Source organism: Vreelandella olivaria (assembly GCF_023507745.1).
Classification (GTDB): domain Bacteria; phylum Pseudomonadota; class Gammaproteobacteria; order Pseudomonadales; family Halomonadaceae; genus Vreelandella; species Vreelandella olivaria_A.
The window spans coordinates 201,523-221,037 of sequence record NZ_JALPZO010000112.1; the positions used below are offsets into that span (position 1 = coordinate 201,523).

18 protein-coding genes are annotated in these 19,515 nt (G+C 52.5%); 14 read left to right on the forward strand and 4 right to left on the reverse strand.

Features of this window, described 5'->3' with window-relative positions; translation table 11 throughout:
• Position 1 precedes the first annotated feature (1 nt).
• Together HP566_RS10570 and HP566_RS10575 are read left to right on the forward strand one after the other, a co-directional pair.
• Positions 2-1,195, forward strand: coding sequence for a PP2C family protein-serine/threonine phosphatase (locus HP566_RS10570; RefSeq protein ID WP_249977219.1), 1,194 nt, complete (start codon positions 2-4; stop codon positions 1,193-1,195).
• Positions 1,185-1,703 (forward strand): STAS domain-containing protein, encoded by a 519-nt coding sequence (locus HP566_RS10575; protein ID WP_249977220.1) that lies wholly within the window; start codon positions 1,185-1,187, stop codon positions 1,701-1,703. Before HP566_RS10570 ends, HP566_RS10575 begins: the two co-directional genes overlap by 11 nt.
• Before the next feature lie 85 nt (positions 1,704-1,788).
• On the opposite strand, the gene tal is transcribed toward HP566_RS10575, so the two are convergent.
• On the reverse strand, positions 1,789-2,727 hold the full coding sequence (gene tal / locus HP566_RS10580; protein WP_249977221.1) for a transaldolase: 939 nt from the start codon (positions 2,725-2,727) through the stop codon (positions 1,789-1,791).
• A gap of 160 nt (positions 2,728-2,887) precedes the next feature.
• Here tal and HP566_RS10585 point away from each other — a divergent pair, with 160 nt between their 5' ends.
• The 8 genes from HP566_RS10585 to arsJ all read left to right on the forward strand — a co-directional run bounded on the left by HP566_RS10585 (position 2,888) and on the right by arsJ (position 12,056).
• Positions 2,888-4,075: a multidrug effflux MFS transporter gene (locus HP566_RS10585; RefSeq protein ID WP_249977222.1), complete on the forward strand. Its 1,188-nt coding sequence runs from the start codon at positions 2,888-2,890 to the stop codon at positions 4,073-4,075.
• Positions 4,076-4,094: 19 nt separating this feature from the next.
• The gene (locus HP566_RS10590) at positions 4,095-4,826 is read left to right on the forward strand and encodes a sulfite exporter TauE/SafE family protein (RefSeq protein WP_249977223.1); all 732 of its coding nucleotides are present in this window, start codon (positions 4,095-4,097) and stop codon (positions 4,824-4,826) included.
• Positions 4,827-4,973: 147 nt separating this feature from the next.
• Positions 4,974-5,990: a substrate-binding domain-containing protein gene (locus HP566_RS10595; RefSeq protein ID WP_249977224.1), complete on the forward strand. Its 1,017-nt coding sequence runs from the start codon at positions 4,974-4,976 to the stop codon at positions 5,988-5,990.
• Between the two features lie 98 nt (positions 5,991-6,088).
• Positions 6,089-7,468, forward strand: a complete 1,380-nt coding sequence (pstC, locus tag HP566_RS10600; protein ID WP_249977225.1) for a phosphate ABC transporter permease subunit PstC — start codon at positions 6,089-6,091, stop codon at positions 7,466-7,468.
• Positions 7,469-7,474: 6 nt separating this feature from the next.
• Positions 7,475-8,833 carry a phosphate ABC transporter permease PstA gene (pstA, locus tag HP566_RS10605; protein WP_249977226.1) on the forward strand — a complete coding sequence of 453 codons (1,359 nt, stop codon included), beginning with the start codon at positions 7,475-7,477 and terminating at the stop codon, positions 8,831-8,833.
• A 21-nt stretch (positions 8,834-8,854) separates the two neighbouring features.
• A complete protein-coding gene (gene pstB / locus HP566_RS10610) occupies positions 8,855-9,673 on the forward strand; it encodes a phosphate ABC transporter ATP-binding protein PstB (protein WP_425348182.1) in 819 nt (272 codons plus the stop codon).
• Positions 9,674-9,808: 135 nt separating this feature from the next.
• Positions 9,809-10,840 carry an ArsJ-associated glyceraldehyde-3-phosphate dehydrogenase gene (locus HP566_RS10615; protein WP_249977227.1) on the forward strand — a complete coding sequence of 344 codons (1,032 nt, stop codon included), beginning with the start codon at positions 9,809-9,811 and terminating at the stop codon, positions 10,838-10,840.
• 49 nt (positions 10,841-10,889) lie between these two features.
• On the forward strand, positions 10,890-12,056 hold the full coding sequence (gene arsJ, locus HP566_RS10620; RefSeq protein ID WP_249977241.1) for an organoarsenical effux MFS transporter ArsJ: 1,167 nt from the start codon (positions 10,890-10,892) through the stop codon (positions 12,054-12,056).
• 63 nt (positions 12,057-12,119) lie between these two features.
• Here the strand turns inward: arsJ and arsC are convergent, their stop codons facing one another.
• Positions 12,120-12,530 (reverse strand): arsenate reductase (glutaredoxin), encoded by a 411-nt coding sequence (gene arsC / locus HP566_RS10625; protein WP_249977228.1) that lies wholly within the window; start codon positions 12,528-12,530, stop codon positions 12,120-12,122.
• 162 nt (positions 12,531-12,692) lie between these two features.
• Positions 12,693-13,880, reverse strand: a complete 1,188-nt coding sequence (locus HP566_RS10630; RefSeq protein ID WP_249977229.1) for an acetyl-CoA C-acyltransferase — start codon at positions 13,878-13,880, stop codon at positions 12,693-12,695.
• A gap of 127 nt (positions 13,881-14,007) precedes the next feature.
• Here HP566_RS10630 and HP566_RS10635 point away from each other — a divergent pair, with 127 nt between their 5' ends.
• From HP566_RS10635 to HP566_RS10650, 4 genes are all read left to right on the forward strand, one after another.
• Entirely contained in the window at positions 14,008-14,571 is a 564-nt protein-coding gene (locus tag HP566_RS10635) for a TetR/AcrR family transcriptional regulator (RefSeq protein ID WP_249977242.1), read from the forward strand.
• A gap of 185 nt (positions 14,572-14,756) precedes the next feature.
• Positions 14,757-16,427 carry an AMP-binding protein gene (locus tag HP566_RS10640; protein WP_249977230.1) on the forward strand — a complete coding sequence of 557 codons (1,671 nt, stop codon included), beginning with the start codon at positions 14,757-14,759 and terminating at the stop codon, positions 16,425-16,427.
• A 17-nt stretch (positions 16,428-16,444) separates the two neighbouring features.
• Entirely contained in the window at positions 16,445-17,212 is a 768-nt protein-coding gene (locus HP566_RS10645; protein WP_249977231.1) for an SDR family NAD(P)-dependent oxidoreductase, read from the forward strand.
• 231 nt (positions 17,213-17,443) lie between these two features.
• Complete coding sequence (locus HP566_RS10650; RefSeq protein ID WP_249977232.1) at positions 17,444-19,249, forward strand: acyl-CoA dehydrogenase C-terminal domain-containing protein; 1,806 nt, start codon at positions 17,444-17,446, stop codon at positions 19,247-19,249.
• A 45-nt stretch (positions 19,250-19,294) separates the two neighbouring features.
• On the opposite strand, the gene HP566_RS10655 is transcribed toward HP566_RS10650, so the two are convergent.
• On the reverse strand, positions 19,295-19,515 hold a 221-nt coding region (locus tag HP566_RS10655; RefSeq protein WP_249977233.1), incomplete at its 5' end, for a hypothetical protein.

A 19,515-nucleotide genomic window follows, 5' to 3' on the forward strand; every position in this document is an offset into this window, starting at 1 on the left:
CATGGATCATTCCAAGCAGTTGATCGCGGTAATCGATGAACCTGGAGCGGAACGTAACGCGCTTGCAGAAGCGATTACCTGTGATGGCATGGGGGTATTTGCGGCAGAAAATATTGAGCATCTGCCTGATAATACCGCGCTGATAGTGGCCCATGCCCGCACGGTGCCGCGTCAGCAGTGGTCTCAGTTGGCTCACCGCTTACCAACGCTGGTGGTGAGTGACTCCCGCCAGGATGCTGATCTTATCAAAGCGATTGATGTGGGGCTGGTGGATTATATTGTGCACCCGCTTCGCCATGCTGAACTATTGCGTCGAATGATTCGCAAAGCCATAGAGCTGCACCTGGTTGCTCAGGAACGGGATAGAGACCGTGAGCGTTTAGCAGAATTAAACGAAAGCCTGGAAACCCATCTTGCCCTGCTGCGCATGGATCAACAGAGCGGCGGCCATATTCAGCGCCGCCTGTTACCGGTGCATCCCAAGGTGATCAATGGTGTTTATTACGACTATTGGTTTGCCCCGTCGCTTTATTTATCGGGAGATTTTCTCGATTATCAACGTTACAACGAACGTTACAGCACCTTCTATTTTGCCGATGTATCAGGCCATGGAGCCTCTTCGGCTTTCGTAACCGTGTTACTGAAATATCTATGTAATCGGTGGCTTAGCGAGTGGGATGGCCGTGAGCCTGAGCGCTTGGCACCTAATTGGCTGGCCGCTTTGAACCGCGAACTGCAAGATACCGATATCGGTAAACATGCCACCTTATTTGTTGGTGTTATTGACCATGAGGCAAAGACTCTGCACTATTCGCTCGGTGCGCAGCTGCCCATGCCGCTACTCGCCACGAAGGATTCGCTGGTGCGTTTGGCAGGAGAGGGAATGCCAGTAGGCCTTTTCCCTGATGTGGAGTATCCTTCGCTTAGCTGTGTTCTACCATCGGAGTTTCGTTTATGGCTATGCTCAGATGGTGTACTGGAATGCTTGCCGGGTAAAACGCTCGACACGCGGCTCACGGAACTTGAGCAATTAGTAAGCGAGAGTGTCACGCTTGAGCAGTTGCGCGACCGGCTAGCCCTAACGAATGCGCTTCTGATGGAAGGGAGCGTAGAGAGTGAGGCAAACCAGGACCGCGATGCTTTACCCGATGACCTGACAATCATGATGGTGAGCGGATTTGGTCATGCTGATTGAAGAAGGCCGTATTAAGGCGGCGTTCGACTCTGGTGTTTTTGTTCTAAAGCTGTGTGGCGATGTGCGTCTAACGCTATGCACTACTCTTGATACCCAAGCGCAGCGCCTGGCTGAAACCCCGGGTTTGCAGGCGGTGATGATTGATCTCCGTGAGGCCACTAACGTGGACTCCACTGCGTTGGGTTTTCTTGCCAAGGTTGCGATGGCGGTAAAAGGGCGCTTGGAGCAGCCGCCAACGATCATTGCCGACAACCCAGACGTCCGGAAAATGCTTGATGTGATGGGCTTTGCACGGTTTTTTACATTGATGGAAGCGCCTTTGCAGCAAGATGCGTCTCTCAACGATGCGCTTGAAGAGCTGCCTGAGGAACCCGCAGATGAAGAGGGGCTGCGGGACAGAATACTGGAGGCACACCGTATTCTGATGCATATGAATGAGCATAACCGTGAGCAGTTTCAGCCATTGGTTGAAATGCTTGAAGCGCAAAATGCGGCGACTCACCACTGACCTGCACCCTAAACCTGGCCCCCTACGCAACTCTGTAAAATTGCTATCCTGCATATGGTTGCAATGCAGGGGGCAGTGCTACCCTTTAGCCTTGTCGCAAGGCACCTAGCAGCTCTTCAAGTTTGCGCTGGTCTGCCATAAATTTTCTAATGCCTTCTGACAGTTTATCGCTGGCCATCTCATCCTCGTTCATCTCCCAGCGGAAATCTGCCTGTGCCAAAGGCTCGCTGGGTAAACTGCTGGCTTGCATGGGGGTAAGCTGACGGGGTAGTTCTCCCTGTTGCTCATTCAACTCGGTTAGCAGTGCGGGGGAGATTGTCAGTCTGTCACAGCCCGCCAAGGCTTGAATTTCACCTACGTTACGGAAGCTGGCGCCCATCACAATAGTGGGGTAGCCGTGGTCTTTGTAGTAGTCGTAAATACGCTTAACGGATTGAACGCCAGGGTCATTGGCGCCACTAAAATCAGCGTTGGGATCTTTTGCCTTATGCCAATCCAGAATGCGCCCTACGAAGGGGGAGATCAGCGTTGCACCTGCATCGGCGCAGGCTTGTGCCTGGGCGAAGCCGAACAGCAATGTCAGATTGGTACGAATACCGTCCCGCTCAAGTTGTTGGGCAGCTTGGATACCTTCCCAGGTCGAAGCCATTTTTATCAGGATGCGATCAACACCTACCCCGTGTTTGGCATAGCGATCAATCAGGGAGTGTGCTTTGGCAATGGTGGCATCACGATCAAACGATAATCGCGCACTAACCTCAGTAGAGACGTAACCAGGTACAAGTTCGCTGATTTCGCTGCCAATATCCACCGCCACACGGTCAACCGCTTCATCAATGTCGGTGCTCTCTTTTGCAATGCTGGCTAAACGCTCGCGGCGTTCTTGCTGCTGTGCTGCTTGCAGGATCAGTGATGGGTTAGTGGTAGCATCCTGTGGCTGGAAGCGGCGGATAGCCTCAAGGTCGCCTGTGTCGGCAACCACGGTGGTCATTTCTTTTAATTGGGTTAGTAGGCTGGTAGCCATGCTGAGCTCCTTGCATTGTGTTAACACTACTCTAGCAAGGCTGGCTCTCGTTGAATATCGTTTGTCGGCACTGGTGCCCGGTGCGCGCCGTTCACGTTGAGTGTATGATTAGCGGCCTATCTTTTCTCCGTATTCGCGTTTAGAGACACCAAGGATCCCTATGGACCTGAATCCTCGTCGGGTAGCGCTTTTGGTGGCAGCCAATACAGCGCTTGCACCGTTTGCAATTGATGCCTATCTACCTGCGATAGGCATCATGGCGGACAGTATTAATGCCAGTATTCACCATACTGAACTGTCTATTAGCATGTTCCTGTTTGGTTTTGCGCTGGGGCAGCTCTGTTTTGGGCCGGTGTCGGACCACTTTGGCCGTAAGCCTGTCCTGCTAAGTGGCTTGGTGGTCTTTATGCTGGCAAGCCTGATGATCACCACCGCCGATAGTTTAACCTCTCTGCTGGTATGGCGATTTGTCCAGGCGCTGGGGGGCGGGGCATGTGTGGTCAATTCAGCAGCGATTGTACGAGACTGCTTCAGTGGGCGTGAAGCAGCCAAGGTGATGTCTACCATGGCCATGATTATGATGCTGGCACCGCTGGTGGCGCCGGCCGTGGGAAGTGTGTTGTTACACATAGCGGGATGGTGGTTAATTTTTGTTTTCCTGGCGGTTTATGCGGGCTTTTTACTTTGGCTGTTGGGTACCCGGTTACCTGAAACCCGGGATACCCGTTTGCCTGCTTCGTCTCCTCGGCAAGTTGTGCGCAATTATGCAAGTGTATTGCGTCATCGGGAGGGAATGGGGTACATCTGCGCCGTGGCTGCCTCGTTTGCTGGGTTGTTTGCCTTTGTGACGGCATCACCGTTCCTTTATTTAGATTACTTCTCCTTATCGCCAGGCGTTTACCCGCTGGTATTTGGCGTTAATGTGGTAATGATTGCGTTGTCTAACCGCGTCAATATCCACCTGTTGCGTAAGCGCACGCCCCAACAAAACTTAAGATTGGGACTGGCAGTGCAGTTTATTGCAGCGCTGGGGCTTGTGATAGCTGCGGCGCTCAATCTCGCCTCACTTTATGTAGTGGTGCCACTGGTGATGTTGTTCACCGGTATGATTGGTTTAATTACGCCTAATGCGATTTCATCGCTGTTGGACCACTTTGGCCATATTAGTGCCACGGCCACAGCGTTATTAGGTGGAATTCAGTTTAGCTGTGGCGCGCTGGCAGGCGTACTGGTAGGCGTGTTTCAAGTGGAGAATCTGTGGCCGATGGTCTTAACGATGCTTGCAGCGGCGTTGCTGGGCAATATCGGTGTTAGAAAGTTGACGCAGGCACCCACTGTTGATGGATAGTTATTGATGGATAGTGCAGATGAGTAGCCTGCAGCAGTGGATTGATATGCCCCTGAACATTTGGCTGGCTTGTTCAGCAGTGTTGCTACTGGGTGCATTTGTGCAGCGTGCAACGGGGTTTGGTCTCGCAGTGGTGGGGGCACCACTGCTATTGATGTTGGAGCCACGGCTGGTACCTGTTGTGCTGGTGCTGTTTGGGCTAACCGTGTCGCTGATGATGGTGCGCCACTATTGGCATGACGTTCGGTTAGATGCTATCGGAGTGGCGTTAATCGGTCGATTACCCGGCAATGCATTGGGTATTTGGTTACTATTGGCCGCACCGATGGTAGTGCTTGAAAAGCTGATTGCCGCTATTGTGCTATTTGCTGTACTGGTAACCCTGTGCCGCTTTCGGTTACCGGTTAACCGCGTTTCATTGTTTATTGCCGGGGTGCTCTCTGGGATTTTTGGCACTGTTGCGGCCATTGGTGGTCCACCCATCGTTCTCTTGATGCATGGCCTGCCACCTGACCGTGTGCGAGGTAACCTGGCTGCCTTCTTTATTCTTACCTCTACGCTCACCCTCATTACCCTGGCGTTTGCGGGACAAATCAGCCTATGGCATTTCAAGCTTGCCTTAACCTTCCTTCCTGCGGTGTTAATCGGTAATGCTTTAGCGGATGCGATAGCGCATCGTTTGGATAGACGGTTGCTGCAAGGCGCTTCGTTAGCCCTCTGCACCCTGGCAGCGTTGGGGCTGCTGATTTAACGCTGTATCGCTTATATAGGCAAAAATTTCACGCTGTCATATTTCTGCAATCGTTCATGTGCAGACTCCTCGTTGTAAAAGGTCATCAGGCCGACTCTTCCGGAAAGCCGATGCTGACCGGACTTCATACCAGAGGGGAATATGACGATGAATGTAACCAAAAAAGCATTAGGTGTCGCTGTAGTGGCTGCCCTGTCAGCAGGTGTCTCCACGGCTGCCATGGCTCGCGAAACCATCCAGATGGCTGGTTCTTCTACCGTGCTTCCGTTTGCCAGTATCGTCGCTGAAGAATTCGGTAATACCTACTCCCAGTTCAATACGCCTGTGGTCGGTTCTGGTGGCTCGGGTGGTGGTTTGCGTCAGTTCTGTCAAGGTGTTGGTGAAAACACCATTGATATTGCCAATGCTTCCCGCGCTATCCGCAGTGGCGAAGTGGCTAATTGTAATGAGAATGGTGTTAACGACATTCTGGAAGTCATGTTTGGTTACGACGGCATTGTGTTTGCGTCGCGCATCGACCGTGAAGAGTTTGCCCTGATGCCTGAACATGTCTTCAAGGCAGCGGCTGCCCAGATATCTCAGGATGGTCAACTGATCGACAACCCCTATACCCGCTGGAACGAAGTTGACAGCAGTCTGCCGGATCAGGAGATTGTGTTGGTTATCCCGGCTTCTAACCACGGCACCCGAGAAGTGTTTGAAGAAAAAGTCATTCATCCCGGCTGTGAAAGCATTGCCGAGATTGAAGGCGATGCCTGTAATAACCTGCGTGGCGATGGCCGTATCGTAGAAATTGCTGGCGATTACACTGAAACACTGGCTCGTCTGGATGCCCAGGCTGATGCCGTTGGTGTATTTGGTTTGAGTTTCTATGACCAAAACCGTGACCGCCTACAGGTCGCAACCGTTGATGGTGTAACGCCTAGCCTTGAAACCATTGGTTCCGGTGAATATCCCGTCTCCCGTCCGCTGTTCTTCTACGTGAAAGGTGAGCACCTGGATGTAATTCCTGGCCTGGCGGAATACACTGAGTTCTTCCTGAACGAGATGGTTTCCGGCTACGGCAGTCCGCTTGAAGATGCGGGCCTGATTCCGATGGATGATGAGGAGCGTGCGTCAGCTCTTGAGCAATTTCAGGCTCGTACGGTGGTAAACCCAGAGTAGGTGTACGGCTGCTGACAGCCAGAGTAGTTACAGCTATTGCGCCAGCATCAATTGTTTGATGCTGGCGTTTAAACGTAGGAAATCGAAGGCGGAGAAATATGAGCAACCTTGCCTTGATCGCCACACTGCTGCTGATAATGGCCATGGCGTACCATCTGGGCCTTACACGTAGCCGTGCGGTTGCGGCAGAGCAAGATGTCAGAATGCACTCGCGGCCCGGCTACTATGGTGCACTGGTTGCGCTTTGGTGTGGGTTGCCAGCGTTTGGGCTATTTTTATTGTGGTCTTTCTTGGCGCCTCAGCTTATTGAGATGCTGGTCACTCAACAACTGCCCACCGAACTTGTGGCTAGTATGAGTGATCGAGAGCTGACAACGATGTTACGCCGCATATCTGCCGTCGCGGAGGGGCGCAATGTCGCTGGAGGAGCCACACCAGAAGAGCTGCTGGCGGCAAACCATATGGCTCGCCTTCAGACATTTGAGCTCTATAGCCTGGTGGCTGTGATGGCCGTGATGGCAGTGGGAGGGCTGGTTTATGCACGGCGCCATATCTCCCCTCAATGGCGTGCACGGAACCACGTAGAGCGCGTGATTACCTGGGCATTAGCGGCAAGCTCAGCCGTTGCAGTTTTTACAACGGTTGGCATTGTGCTTTCCATGCTGGGTGAGGCGCTGAAATTTTTTAGTTTTATCAGCCCGGCAGAGTTTTTTCTGGGCACCACCTGGAATCCCCGTTTTAGCACCTCCGGTGCCGATGCCCAGGGAGAGTTCGGGCTGCTTCCACTACTGTGGGGCACCATGATGGTGAGCATCATTGCGTTACTGGTGGCCATTCCGGTGGGTTTGATGACCGCTATTTATATGGCTGAGTATGCACCTCCATGGCTGCGCAATGTGGCAAAACCGATTATTGAGGTTTTGGCAGGTATCCCGACCATTGTTTACGGCTTTTTTGCACTTATTGTCATTGGTCCGTTTCTGTCGAACCTAGGGGATATGATCGGTATTAATATCCGCACCACCAGCGCCTTAACAGCGGGATTGGTGATGGGGATAATGATCATCCCGTTTGTATCCTCGCTTTCTGACGACATCATTACCCAAGTACCCAAGTCGCTCCGGGATGGGGCGTTGGGCCTGGGCGCGACCAAATCGGAAACCATTCGTCAGGTGGTGTTACCCGCAGCATTGCCGGGTATTGTCGGGGCCTTTTTGCTCGCCGCCAGCCGTGCCATTGGGGAAACGATGATTGTGGTATTGGCTGCGGGCAACAACCCTGTGTTACACGGTAACCCTTTCGAGGCTGTTTCCACCATTACGGTGACTATCGTCAATCAGTTGACGGGTGATATGGACTTTGCAAGCCCTCAGTCGTTGGTGGCGTTCGCACTCGGTTTGACGTTATTTGTGATTACCCTCGGTTTAAATGTCATCGCACTGATTGTGGTGCGTAAATACCGCCAGCAATACGAGTAAGCGACTATGTCCATAACGATTGAGCAGCGCCGTCAGCATCGCCTGATGACAATCGAAAAATCGCTGGCAAAACGGCATCGCCAAGAAAAGCGTTTTCGCCGTACTGGCTTGGCGGCGGTTGTCACAGGAATGACGCTCGTGGCTATTTTGTTTGTCAGTATTTTGATAAGAGGGGTCCCTGCCTTTTGGCAAGCCACTATATTTGTAGACGTCTATTTTGACCCGGACGTCATTCAGCTGGAAGAGAAACCTCAGAAGGTAAGTGGCGAGAGCCAGTCGGCGTTTGAGGAGCGTTATGCTGCATGGCAGTCTCAGGCAGGCTTGGTGAATTGGCAGGCCTTGATTGATAGTGCGCTTGAAGATGCCATTGGCGACGAGGTTGAATCGCGCCAATTGCGCGATCTGAGAGCCTTGGTCTCTTCAAGCGAACGCTTTGCCCTTCGTAACCGCTTTGTGGAAGACCCTTCACTGCTTGGCCAAACGGTGGAGCTCAAAATGCTCGCCAGCGCTAATGTAGATGTATGGATCAAGGGTAATATTGATCGGAACCTGGATGATTCACGCCAGCAATTAAGTGCGCAGACACGTGCCTGGGCCGACCAGCTTTATGATGACGGCATCATCAAAAATGCATTTAGCACAGCACTGTTCTTGAATACCGATTCTCGTAGCTCGCCCGCCTCAGCGGGTCTGGCCGGGGCCTTTATGGGTTCGTTGTTCATGATGATGGTGGTGATTATGCTCTCTGTGCCATTGGGCGTTGCCAGTGCTATTTATCTTGAGGAATTTGCCCCTAAAAATCGCCTGACAGATCTGATTGAGATCAACATTAACAATTTGGCCGCGGTACCGTCGATCGTGTTCGGCTTGCTGGGTGCATCGATTTTTATCGGTTATTTGGGATTGCCGCTTTCAGCACCGCTGGTAGGTGGCTTGGTACTTACATTGATGACGCTGCCGACCATTATTATTGCAACGCGCGCTTCGCTACGCTCCATTCCTCCCTCCATACGTCAGGCTGCCTTAGGCATTGGTGCATCGCGGGTGCAGACAGTTTTCCATCATGTGTTGCCGCTGGCATTGCCTGGAATTCTGACTGGGTCAATTTTGGGTGTCGCCCAGGCGTTGGGCGAAACGGCGCCGCTGCTGCTCATTGGAATGAATGCCTTTGTGGCGAATGTGCCTGGAACCCCATTGGAGCAATCGACAGCTCTACCTGTACAGATCTACCTCTGGCAGGGTAATGAGTTACGCAATTTTTTCGAAGCACGCACGTCGGCAGCCATCATTGTGTTGCTGGGACTGATGCTGAGCCTAAATGCATTGGCGATCTGGTTGCGTAAAAAATTCGAGACGAGGTGGTAAGTGAATACTTCAGCAGAGCCTATGACAGCATCACCGCTGGTAAGTGTTGGAAGCGGAGAGAGCCGCACCAGCAAAGCCAAAGATAAAGTGAAAATGAGTGCCGAAGACGTCAAAGTGTTTTATGGCAACGCTCAGGCGATTAACGGTATCCATCTGGATATTTACGAAAATGAGGTGCTGGCCTTTATTGGCCCCTCTGGCTGCGGAAAGTCGACGTTTCTACGCTGTTTGAACCGTATGAATGACACCATCGATATTTGCCGGGTCGAAGGTAAGATCACGCTGGATAAAAACGATATCTATGCACCCGACCGTGATGTAGTGCTATTACGCGCGCAGGTGGGTATCGTCTTTCAAAAACCTAACCCGTTTCCCAAGTCGATTTATGAAAACATTGCCTACGGACCCCGTTTGCATGGGCTGGCCAGGCGCAAGGCTGAGCTGGACGATATCGTTGAGAGCAGTCTGCGTCGAGCAGGGTTATGGGATGAGGTGAAAGATCGCCTGGATCAGCCCGGCACAGGTTTGTCGGGTGGACAGCAGCAGCGTCTTTGTATTGCCAGAACGGTTGCAGTGAGCCCGGATGTGATTCTAATGGACGAGCCATGTTCGGCACTCGACCCCATTGCAACGGCAAAAGTAGAACAGCTCATAGATGAACTGAGTGAAAGCTATACCATTGTGATGGTGACTCACAATATGCAGCAGGCGGCTCGGGTTGCTGATCGCACCGCATTCTTCCATCTGGGTGATCTGGTCGAGGTTGACAGTACCGATCAAATCTTTACCAATCCCAAGGACCAGCGTACCCACGATTACATTACCGGACGTTTCGGATAGATCGTTCAGAATGATGTGGCAGGTAGTGAATGTCGAAGGTATTAGCAGGCCTTCGACATCTCTGGCTGTATTTTTTTGGCTATTTATATATGAATTTCCATATGTTTTGGATTGATAATGGCAGGGAGTGATCTTATGGCACTACGTATTGGTATCAACGGATTCGGGCGTATTGGCAGGCTGGTGCTGCGTTCCTTGTGGGAGCAGATAGCGAGTGGAAAGGTGGCACTGGCCAGGATCAACGACCCGGGTGGCGATACGGCTACCTTTGCCCACCTGTTAATGTTCGACTCAGTACATGGACAGTGGTCGCCGGGGCAGGGGATAGCGCCCCATCAGGATGCCCTGATGATTGATGGCCATAAAGTGCCCTTCAGCAAAAATGAAGTGATTGCTGATAGCGACTGGTCCAGCTGCGATGTGGTGATCGAGTGCTCCGGCAAGATGAAAAGCTCCACCAGGCTTCAGGCCTATCTCGACCAAGGCGTGAGTCGCGTGGTGGTGAGTGCCCCGGTGAAAGAAGAGGGCGTTTTAAATGTGGTCGTAGGGGTTAATCACCACCTTTATGATCCCACTAGACACCATATTGTAACGGCGGCCAGCTGTACCACTAATTGCTTGGCGCCAGTGGTCAAAGTAATTTTGGAGCACTTTGGCATCCGCCATGGTTCAATGACCACGGTACACGATATCACCAACACCCAAACCATTCTGGATGCTCCCCATAAAGACCTGCGCCGTGCCCGTGCTTGTGGTATGAGCCTGATTCCCACCACGACGGGGTCGGCAAAGGCGATTACGGCAATTTTTCCGGAGCTGGAAGGCAAGCTCAACGGCCATGCGATTCGCGTACCGTTAGCTAATGCATCACTCACCGATATAGTGCTTGAGCTTGAGCGTGAAGTAACGCCGGAGGAAGTCAATGAGACGCTGAAAGCCGCTGCCAATGGCCCGCTTAAGGGAATTTTAGGGTATGAGGAGCGCCCGCTGGTGTCGATTGATTACCGTAGCGATCCACGCAGCGCGGTTATTGATGCGCTCTCTACCATGGTGGTCAATGGTACCCAGTTGAAGCTCTACGCCTGGTATGACAACGAATGGGGCTATGCCAACCGCACTGCCGAGCTGGCCCTTATGGTAGGGGGTAAGCAGGTGCTAGGTGGGTAACGTAGTGTTGGGGAGAGTCAAGGCGCTGCCGTTCGAAGTACGCCAGTATATGCTGATTACTGGTAACTATTGGGCATTCACGATTACCGATGGCGCACTCCGCATGCTGGTGGTGATGTATTTCCACCAGTTGGGCTACTCGCCCCTCGCGATCGCCATGCTGTTTCTATTCTATGAAGTGTTTGGTGTGGTGACGAACCTGGTTGGCGGTTGGCTCGGAGCCCGTTTAGGACTCAACCGTACCATGAACGTAGGGCTGGGGCTGCAGATCATTGCGTTGGCAATGCTGATGGTGCCTGCGGGAATGCTAACCGTAGTCTGGGTCATGGCTGCCCAGGCGCTGTCAGGGATTGCAAAAGACCTCAATAAGATGAGCGCGAAAAGCGCGGTAAAAGTGCTGGTGCCCACTGATAGTGTAGATGTCAACAGCGCGCTTTATCGCTGGGTGGCAATGCTGACGGGCTCTAAAAACGCTCTGAAAGGGCTTGGGTTCTTCGTAGGCGGGGTACTGCTGACGCTGATAGGCTTTCGAGGAGCGGTGATAGCCATGGCGGTCATGCTCTGTGCGGTACTTCTATTGTCGCTATGGCGCTTAAAAGCCGATCTTGGCAAGCAAAAAGTGAAACCAAAGTTCTCGGAGATTTTCTCTAAATCTCACGCTATTAACGTGCTGTCTGCCGCGCGGTTTTGCCTGTTTGCCTCTCGAGACGTGTGGTTTGTGGTGGCGTTGCCGGTATTTCTCTACGACCAGCATGGTTGGAGTCACTGGACAGTAGGTGGGCTACTAGCCGCCTGGATTATTGGCTATGGCGGTGTACAAACCCAGGCGCCTAAACTGACTGCTTTAGTGAAAGGTGATGTCCGCACGTTGACGGCAGGTTGGGCAGCGGCCCTGGCTATGGTGGCTATTTTACTGGCCGTGTTGCCGCTGGCTCAGGTGGGCTGGCTGGTGGTTGGGCTGTTTGTTTTTGGCGTACTGTTTGCGGTGAACTCCAGCTGGCATAGCTACTTGATTGTTCACTATGCACGGGCGGATGGTGTTTCGATGGATGTCGGCTTTTACTATATGGCTAACGCCATGGGCCGTTTAGTGGGCACGATACTGTCTGGCTGGCTATATATGGCGTATGGGTTAAGCACCTGCCTATGGGTGGCTGCTGGGTTAGTTGCAGTAAGCTCAGTGATGGCATTGGCTCTGCCTGGGCAAGATAGTTAACAACTGGTTGGATGCTATTCTTGGCTTTAGCGTTATCGTTTATTCATGCTTGCTTTCCTGTTACTACGCCTGACGCGCTGAATAGTAAACGATTTTGCCATCCTCTTTAGTAAAGTGTGAGACGGGTTGCCTTAGCAGACCCAATACCTGCTCGGGTGGACGGCACAGTCGCGCACCTTTTTGAGTAACGACGATAGGGCGATTAATAAGAATTGGGTGAGCCACCATGGCATCAATCAATTGATCATCGTGTAGCGATGGCTCACCAAGATTCAGTTCAGTAAAGATGGCCTCTTTACTGCGTAGCAGTTCCCGCGGTGAGATTTTCATCATACTCATCAATGTCACCAGCCGCTCACGGCTGAGAGGTGTTTCAAGGTAGTGGATAATCTCAGGGGTTTCGCCTGATGCTGTGATCATCGCCAGTGTATTGCGAGAAGCACTGCAGCGTGGGTTGTGGTAGATGGTTACCATGATGTGGTTTCCTTTATGAATACGTTAAACCGCCGGTTCTGGAAAATGCTGGCGCGTGTTTGTGGGGGTGGCGGCTGAGTTACTTTCATATGCCTTATATAAAGCGCCTGACGAGCCGTATGTCAGAGATGCTAGGCACAGCTGTCAGGCGCATCATTGGTATTAATCGATTAGCTCAACCGCGACAGCGGTGGCTTCACCGCCACCGATGCAAAGGCTGGCAATACCGCGCTTGCCACCTGTAGTGCGTAAAGCATGAATCAGTGTGGCAATAATGCGTGAACCCGTTGAGCCGATGGGGTGGCCCTGGGCGCAGGCGCCCCCAAATACATTGACTTTCTCATGGGGCAGGCTCAGGTCGTCCATTGCCATTAAGGTCACCACGGCAAACGCTTCGTTAATCTCGAACAGATCAACGTCGTTAACGCCCCACCCAAGCTTTTTCATCAGCTTTTCAATGGCACCGACCGGCGCGATGGTGAATTCACTCGGGTGGCGCGAGTGCGTGGTGTGCCCGAGCATTTTTGCCAGTGGTTTTACACCGTGACGCTTGGCGGATTCATGGCTGGCCAGAATAAGTGCAGAGGCGCCATCAGAAATGGAGCTGGCATTGGCAGCGGTAATAGTGCCGTCTTTGGCAAAGGCGGGACGGAGTTGGCGGATTTTATCCAGCTTGGCCTGAAAAGGCTGCTCATCATGCTCTACCAGGGTGCCACCATGACGGGAGGTAACGGTTACAGGGGCCATTTCAGCCTTTAAGTGGCCGCTATTGGTAGCCGCCATGGCACGCTCAAGCGAGGCAATAGCGAAATCATCCAGTCGTTCACGAGTATAGCCACGTTCAGAAGCCACTTCCTGAGCGAAAACACCCATTAGCTTGCCGGTTTCTGCGTCCTCCAATCCATCCAGAAACATGTGGTCTTTCAGCTCTCCGTGTCCCAAACGGTAGCCGCTGCGTGCTTTGGTCAATACATGGGGCGCATTGGACATGGATTCCATGCCGCCTGCGAGCAGTATTTCGCCCGTACCTGCTTTAATCAAATCATGAGCGAGCATGGCAGCTTTCATGCCAGAGCCGCACAGCTTGTTAATGGTGGTGGCACCACTGGCATCGGGAATACCTGCCTGGCGCATTGCCTGACGTGCAGGGCCTTGCTTAACCCCGGCGGGTAACACACAGCCCATAATGCCTTCTTCAATCGTGGTGGGTTCGAGACCTGCACGTTCAATCGCGGTGCGAATTGCCACGGCTGCAAGCTCTGGGGCGCTCATGCTGGACAGGCTGCCCATCATACCGCCCATGGGTGTGCGGGCTGCGGCTAAAAATACAACGTCGGTGGTGGTGCTCATGGTTCATCTCCTGCTGAATTTATTGTGATTATCTTACTGAGTGATCAGTGATGCGTTGACCCGTTGTCAGGGCTGTGGTCTTCTCCTAAATAACCAAGCAAGCGCTAGTGTGAATGACATGAATGTAATGAATGCATCCCCTCGCCGCAAGGAGTTGACGCGTTTAGCTGCTCAGCTATTCGTTCAAGAAGGCTTTGACCGCACCACGGTGCGTATGTTGGCGCAGGAAATGGGTATTAAGTCCGGCAGCTTGTTCCATCACTTTAAGGATAAGCAGGAAATTCTGGCGGCGGTCATTGAGGAGGGCACTCAAAATGCATTGAACATTGCCAGAGCAGCCCTAAGCGAGTGCGATGCGAACCCTGAAGCACGCTTACATGCCATGGCACGGGCACATCTGGAAACATTGTTTGCCGATCGCAACGCCCATGTGGTTGCACTATTTGAGTGGCGCCGACTGGACCCTGCCGCCAGTGCACACTTGAGTCACCTTCGAGATGCCTACGAGGCGCTTTGGGTAGATGTGATTGATGATGCGTTAAATGCCGGGCTGGTTCGCGGTGATTGCTTTCTCGTCTCCCGTTTTATCCTGGGTGCACTGAACTGGACGGTGCGCTGGTATGACCCTAACGGCCCGCGTACGCCCGATGATCTCGCCGACGAACTGGTGGCGATGATTACCGCTCGTTAATCGTATACGTTGATCGACCAACGTCTAACCCTTTTGTTTGGCTGGCTACTTGCGCTTATGTGCAAATGCTTTTAGCGTTGGTTGTAACAGTAGGCTTCCGTTAACGTAAACGGATAATAATAAAACTGTTAATTAAAAGCCTCCGTCATTCATCTGCTCACGACTAACAACATAAGAGAGCCATCATGACAGCAGCTTCAGCCTCACTACCCAAGTACTCGACATTTCTAGAAAGTTTTTCGGTTGACACCATGATTGCCAGGTTGGATGACCATCAGGATGGCCTTCTCAATGCGTACGAGGCATGCTGTGGGCGGCATGTACGCCAGGGGCAAGGCAACACACTGGCGCTGGTGCATGAAGATACGCAAGGGCAAACGCATACCCTGACCTATGCTGAGTTAGATGAACAAAGCAGCCACTTGGCTGGGTGGTTCAAAGCACAAGGGTTAGGTGAGGGGGACCGTATCGCCTGCATGCTGCCGCGCTCGGGGGCACTACTCGTGGCGGTGCTTGCCACCTGGCGCATAGGCGCGGTTTACCAGCCACTGTTTACCGCGTTTGGGCCTGATGCGGTGGACTATCGTTTAAGCCGGGCGGATACCAGGCTGGTGATTACCGACCATGCCAATCGCTATAAGTTTGATGGGTTGAGCCAGTGCCCATCGGTCTTGGCAGTGGGTGGACCGACCAGTGAACATCCTGACGATTATCACTGGCAATCTGCGTTGACGTATACGTCAATGAGCGAAACGCCACCACGACTAGCACCCGAAAAGCCTTTTTTGCAGATGTTTACCTCTGGCACGGTTGGCAAGCCAAAAGGTGTGGCGGTACCACTTTCCGGTATGGTTGCTTTTGCACTCTACATGGAATTGGCGGTCGATTTGCGTGAAGACGACCGGTTTTGGAATATGGCGGACCCAGGGTGGGCGTATGGCCTTTATTACGCCATTGCCGGGCCGTTGTTACTGGGAGTGACAACGCATTTTTGTGAGACGGGCTTTAGTGCTGAAGAGGCGCTGGCGTTTATGCAGCGCCATCGGATTACCAATTTTGCCGCGGCGCCGACTGCCTATCGCTTGATGAAAGCATCAGGATTGTTTGATAACGCTTACCAAACATTGTCGCTGCGTGTCGCCAGTTCCGCAGGGGAGCCGCTTAATACGGAAGTGGTTACCTGGGTTGAGAAATCCCTGGGTTGTACGGTGATGGATCACTACGGGCAAACCGAAACGGGGATGACCTGTAATAACCACCACTCTCTGGATCACCCTAAGCACATTGGAGCCATGGGCGTACCCATGCCGGGGTATCGGTTGGCGATACTGGATGCCGAGTATAACGAACTGCCACCCGGTGAGCCGGGTGTGCTGGCGGTGGATATCAAGAACTCACCTGCGCATTTCTTTCAGGGCTATACCTGGCAGGAAAAAGATCCTTTTGTAAAAGGCTACTATTTGACGGGGGACGTAGTCATTCGTAATGAAGACGGCTCGTTCCGGTTTGCCGGGCGCGATGACGACATCATCACTACCGCTGGCTACCGGGTTGGCCCTACGGATGTTGAAAACAGTGTCATGACGCACCCAGCAGTGGCGGAGTCTGCGGCTGTCGGTCAGCCAGACGAGATTCGTGGTGAAATCATTAAGTCCTTTATTGTGCTGCGCGAGGGGTATCAGGCAAGCGAAGCTCTGGCCGAGGAAATACGCCAACAAGTGCGTGAGCGACTATCGGCCCATGCGTTTCCGCGGGTGATAGAGTTTGTCGATGAATTACCCAAAACCCCCAGCGGTAAAATTCAGCGCTTCAAACTGCGTGCCCAAGCCGCTGAGCAAGTGCGCACCGATAAGTAACCAAAAGGAAAACTGCAATGCAGGTAAAGGATCGTACTTTTTTGATTACAGGAGCTGCTTCGGGCTTAGGGGCGGCAACGGCAGAACGCCTGATAGCGGCGGGTGCCTGTGTGGTGCTTTGCGATTTGAGTGACGGTATGAATACCCAAGCCGATCAGCTTGGTGAGCGCGCAAACGCGTGCATGGCAGATATAACCTCCTCAGAGCAGATGCAGCAGGCTATTGATGTGGCGGTGAAGATGGGAGGCGACAGCGGCCTCTCAGGTGTCATTCATTGCGCGGGTGTGGTGAGCGTTGCAAAGCTGGTTGATCGTGAAGGAAGGCCAGCCGATCTTGAAAGCTATGCTCGAACCATCAATATCAATTTGGTCGGTACGTTTAACGTGATGCGTCTAGCCGCTGCGGCGATGGCCAAAAACACGCCGGAAAGCAGTGGTGAACGTGGCGTGATTATTAATACGGCATCCATTGCTGCCTTTGATGGTCAGGTTGGTCAGTGTGCCTACAGTGCTTCTAAAGCAGGTGTTGTCGGTATGAGTTTGCCCGCAGCAAGAGAGCTGTCGCGCCACGCTATCCGCGTTATGGCAATTGCACCTGGCGTATTTGAAACCCCCATGATGAGCGAGATTCCTGATGAGGCTGCTCAGGCACTGGCAGCAGCTGTGCCTTATCCTAAGCGGTTAGGTAAGCCTGATGAGTTTGCCCAACTGGCTGAGCAAATCATTATTAACCCCATGCTTAACGGAGAAGTGATTCGTTTGGATGGTGGTATACGCATGCAGTAATAAACAGGCTTTTGTGCGCACATATAAACAACCTGCTGGCGATTTGCTGGCAGGTTTTTCTATTTTTAATCAAATATTTATTTTTCAAACTACTAAAGTAGTAGGTGATTGTTCCGATTAATTCAAACGCTCGCTTGACTCGGCAAGGTGTGCGCGCTAGTTTTCAAACATGTGTTTGAAAGTTGTTTGATGTTAAAAGCGGCTTTCGGCCCCCTGTTTAGGAGAAGTGACATGCCCAGCTATCAGGCCCCCCTGCGTGACTTACGTTTCGTAATGGACGAAATGTTTGACTATCCCAGCCACTATGCGGCGCTACCCAATGGGGATGACGCCTCCCCCGATGTGGTGAGCGCTATTTTGGAAGAGGGAGCACGCTTTACTCGCGATGTCCTGCTGCCGCTTAACCAAAGTGGTGATGAGGAAGGGTGTCGGTTGGAGGGAGGGGAAGTAAAAGCGCCTCAAGGATTTAAAGAGGCGTATCAGCAGTACGTTGAGGGCGGATGGCCAAGCCTGGCAGCCGATGTGGAGCATGGAGGTCAAGGACTTCCTCACTCCTTGGCCATGGTGCTCTCAGAAATGATATGCGCCACTAACTTGGCATGGGGAATGTACCCTGGGCTTTCGCACGGTGCGGCGGATGCACTCAGGCACCATGGAACCGATGAGCAAAAGGCGACTTATCTTACCAAGCTGGTGGAGGGTGTATGGACAGGCACCATGTGCTTAACCGAGCCCCACTGCGGTACCGACCTTGGGTTAATTAAAACCCGTGCCGAACCTGGGGAGGGCGATGCATTCGCTATTACCGGCACCAAGATCTTTATCTCCGCTGGCGACCATAATCTGGCTGAGAACATCGTCCACCTTGTGCTCGCCAAGCTGCCTGATGCGCCGGAGGGTTCCAAAGGTATTTCACTGTTTGTAGTGCCTAAATTCTTACCTGATGCCCAGGGTAATCCAGGTGAGCGCAATGGCGTCAGTTGTGGCTCTCTGGAGCACAAGATGGGCATACACGGTAACGCCACCTGTGTAATGAACTTTGATGGTGCTATTGGCTACCTGGTGGGGCCGCCCAATAAGGGTTTAGCCTGTATGTTCACGATGATGAACGCAGCACGCCTTGGGGTGGGTATCCAGGGGCTTGGGTTAATGGAAGCCAGTTTCCAAAACTCACTGAGCTATGCACGTGACCGTTTACAGATGCGAGCGCTTTCTGGTCCCAAAGCGCCCGAAAAGGTAGCAGACCCTATTATTGTGCACCCGGACGTGCGGCGAATGCTGCTAACCCAAAAAGCCTTTGCGGAAGGGGGGCGTATGTTGGTGCTGTACGCTGCTCAGCTGCTCGATGTTGTTGAGCAGGGCAAGCTGGGTGAGGAGAAAGAGCGTGCAGAAACGCTGCTGGGTCTGCTGACACCTATTGTGAAAGCATTTCTTACTGAGATTGGATTTGAGTGCACCAACGAAGGTGTGCAGGTTTTTGGTGGCCACGGCTTTATTAAAGAGTGGGGTATGGAGCAGTTAGTGCGGGATGCTCGTATTACCCGGCTTTATGAAGGCACCACTGGTATTCAGGCACTGGATCTGTTGGGCCGTAAAGTGCTGATGAGCCAGGGAGAGTCGCTTAAAGTATTTACCAAAGAGATTCATAAATTCTGTAAGTCGGAAGCAGATAACCCAGCGCTTAAGGAGTTTGTTGAGCCATTGAGCAAGCTCAATGCTGAGTGGGGCGAGCTGACCATGGGCGTGGGTATGAAGGCCATGCAGGAGCGCGAGGAGGTCGGGGCGGCCAGCGTCGATTACCTGATGTACTCCGGCTATGTCACGCTAGCTTATCTATTTGCTCGTGCAGCCAGGCAGGCCTCAGCCTCTTTAGACAGTGACGACAAGGCCTTTTATGCGGCCAAGCTAAATACTGCGCGCTTCTATTATCAGCGCTTGTTACCCCGTACCAAGGCGCATGCGCAAATGATGCGTGCAGGGGCTGAAAGCCTTATGGCTATTTCTAGCGAAGACTTCGGCTTGGGTTTTGAAATTTGATGGATGTAAACCACTCGATGTCAACAGCTTGATGTCGTTACATCCTTAACAGAGCACTCTCTGGTCAGGAGTCCTGATCGGTGGTTTGCGGCAGGTCTGTTCTATGAATGGTGCCTGCCGCTTTTTTATTTTAAAAAAACCTTGCCAAGCCGGCAGCGAATCCGTAAAGTACGCATCCGCTGCCGGGGACGCATGGCGTTGCCAGCGGTGCATAAGGTTGAAAAAACCTTGGTTTGTCAGAGGGTTGGCGAAAACGCTGCCATGCT

Coding starts and splice junctions, on each gene's coding strand:
- HP566_RS10570 (WP_249977219.1), top strand. CDS start 2: ATGGATCATTCCAAGCAGTTGATCGCGGTAATCGATGAACCTGGAGCG.
- HP566_RS10575 (WP_249977220.1), top strand. CDS start 1,185: ATGCTGATTGAAGAAGGCCGTATTAAGGCGGCGTTCGACTCTGGTGTT.
- tal (WP_249977221.1), bottom strand. CDS start 2,727: ATGGCTACCAGCCTACTAACCCAATTAAAAGAAATGACCACCGTGGTT.
- HP566_RS10585 (WP_249977222.1), top strand. CDS start 2,888: ATGGACCTGAATCCTCGTCGGGTAGCGCTTTTGGTGGCAGCCAATACA.
- HP566_RS10590 (WP_249977223.1), top strand. CDS start 4,095: ATGAGTAGCCTGCAGCAGTGGATTGATATGCCCCTGAACATTTGGCTG.
- HP566_RS10595 (WP_249977224.1), top strand. CDS start 4,974: ATGAATGTAACCAAAAAAGCATTAGGTGTCGCTGTAGTGGCTGCCCTG.
- pstC (WP_249977225.1), top strand. CDS start 6,089: ATGAGCAACCTTGCCTTGATCGCCACACTGCTGCTGATAATGGCCATG.
- pstA (WP_249977226.1), top strand. CDS start 7,475: ATGTCCATAACGATTGAGCAGCGCCGTCAGCATCGCCTGATGACAATC.
- pstB (WP_425348182.1), top strand. CDS start 8,855: ATGACAGCATCACCGCTGGTAAGTGTTGGAAGCGGAGAGAGCCGCACC.
- HP566_RS10615 (WP_249977227.1), top strand. CDS start 9,809: ATGGCACTACGTATTGGTATCAACGGATTCGGGCGTATTGGCAGGCTG.
- arsJ (WP_249977241.1), top strand. CDS start 10,890: ATGCTGATTACTGGTAACTATTGGGCATTCACGATTACCGATGGCGCA.
- arsC (WP_249977228.1), bottom strand. CDS start 12,530: ATGGTAACCATCTACCACAACCCACGCTGCAGTGCTTCTCGCAATACA.
- HP566_RS10630 (WP_249977229.1), bottom strand. CDS start 13,880: ATGAGCACCACCACCGACGTTGTATTTTTAGCCGCAGCCCGCACACCC.
- HP566_RS10635 (WP_249977242.1), top strand. CDS start 14,008: ATGAATGCATCCCCTCGCCGCAAGGAGTTGACGCGTTTAGCTGCTCAG.
- HP566_RS10640 (WP_249977230.1), top strand. CDS start 14,757: ATGACAGCAGCTTCAGCCTCACTACCCAAGTACTCGACATTTCTAGAA.
- HP566_RS10645 (WP_249977231.1), top strand. CDS start 16,445: ATGCAGGTAAAGGATCGTACTTTTTTGATTACAGGAGCTGCTTCGGGC.
- HP566_RS10650 (WP_249977232.1), top strand. CDS start 17,444: ATGCCCAGCTATCAGGCCCCCCTGCGTGACTTACGTTTCGTAATGGAC.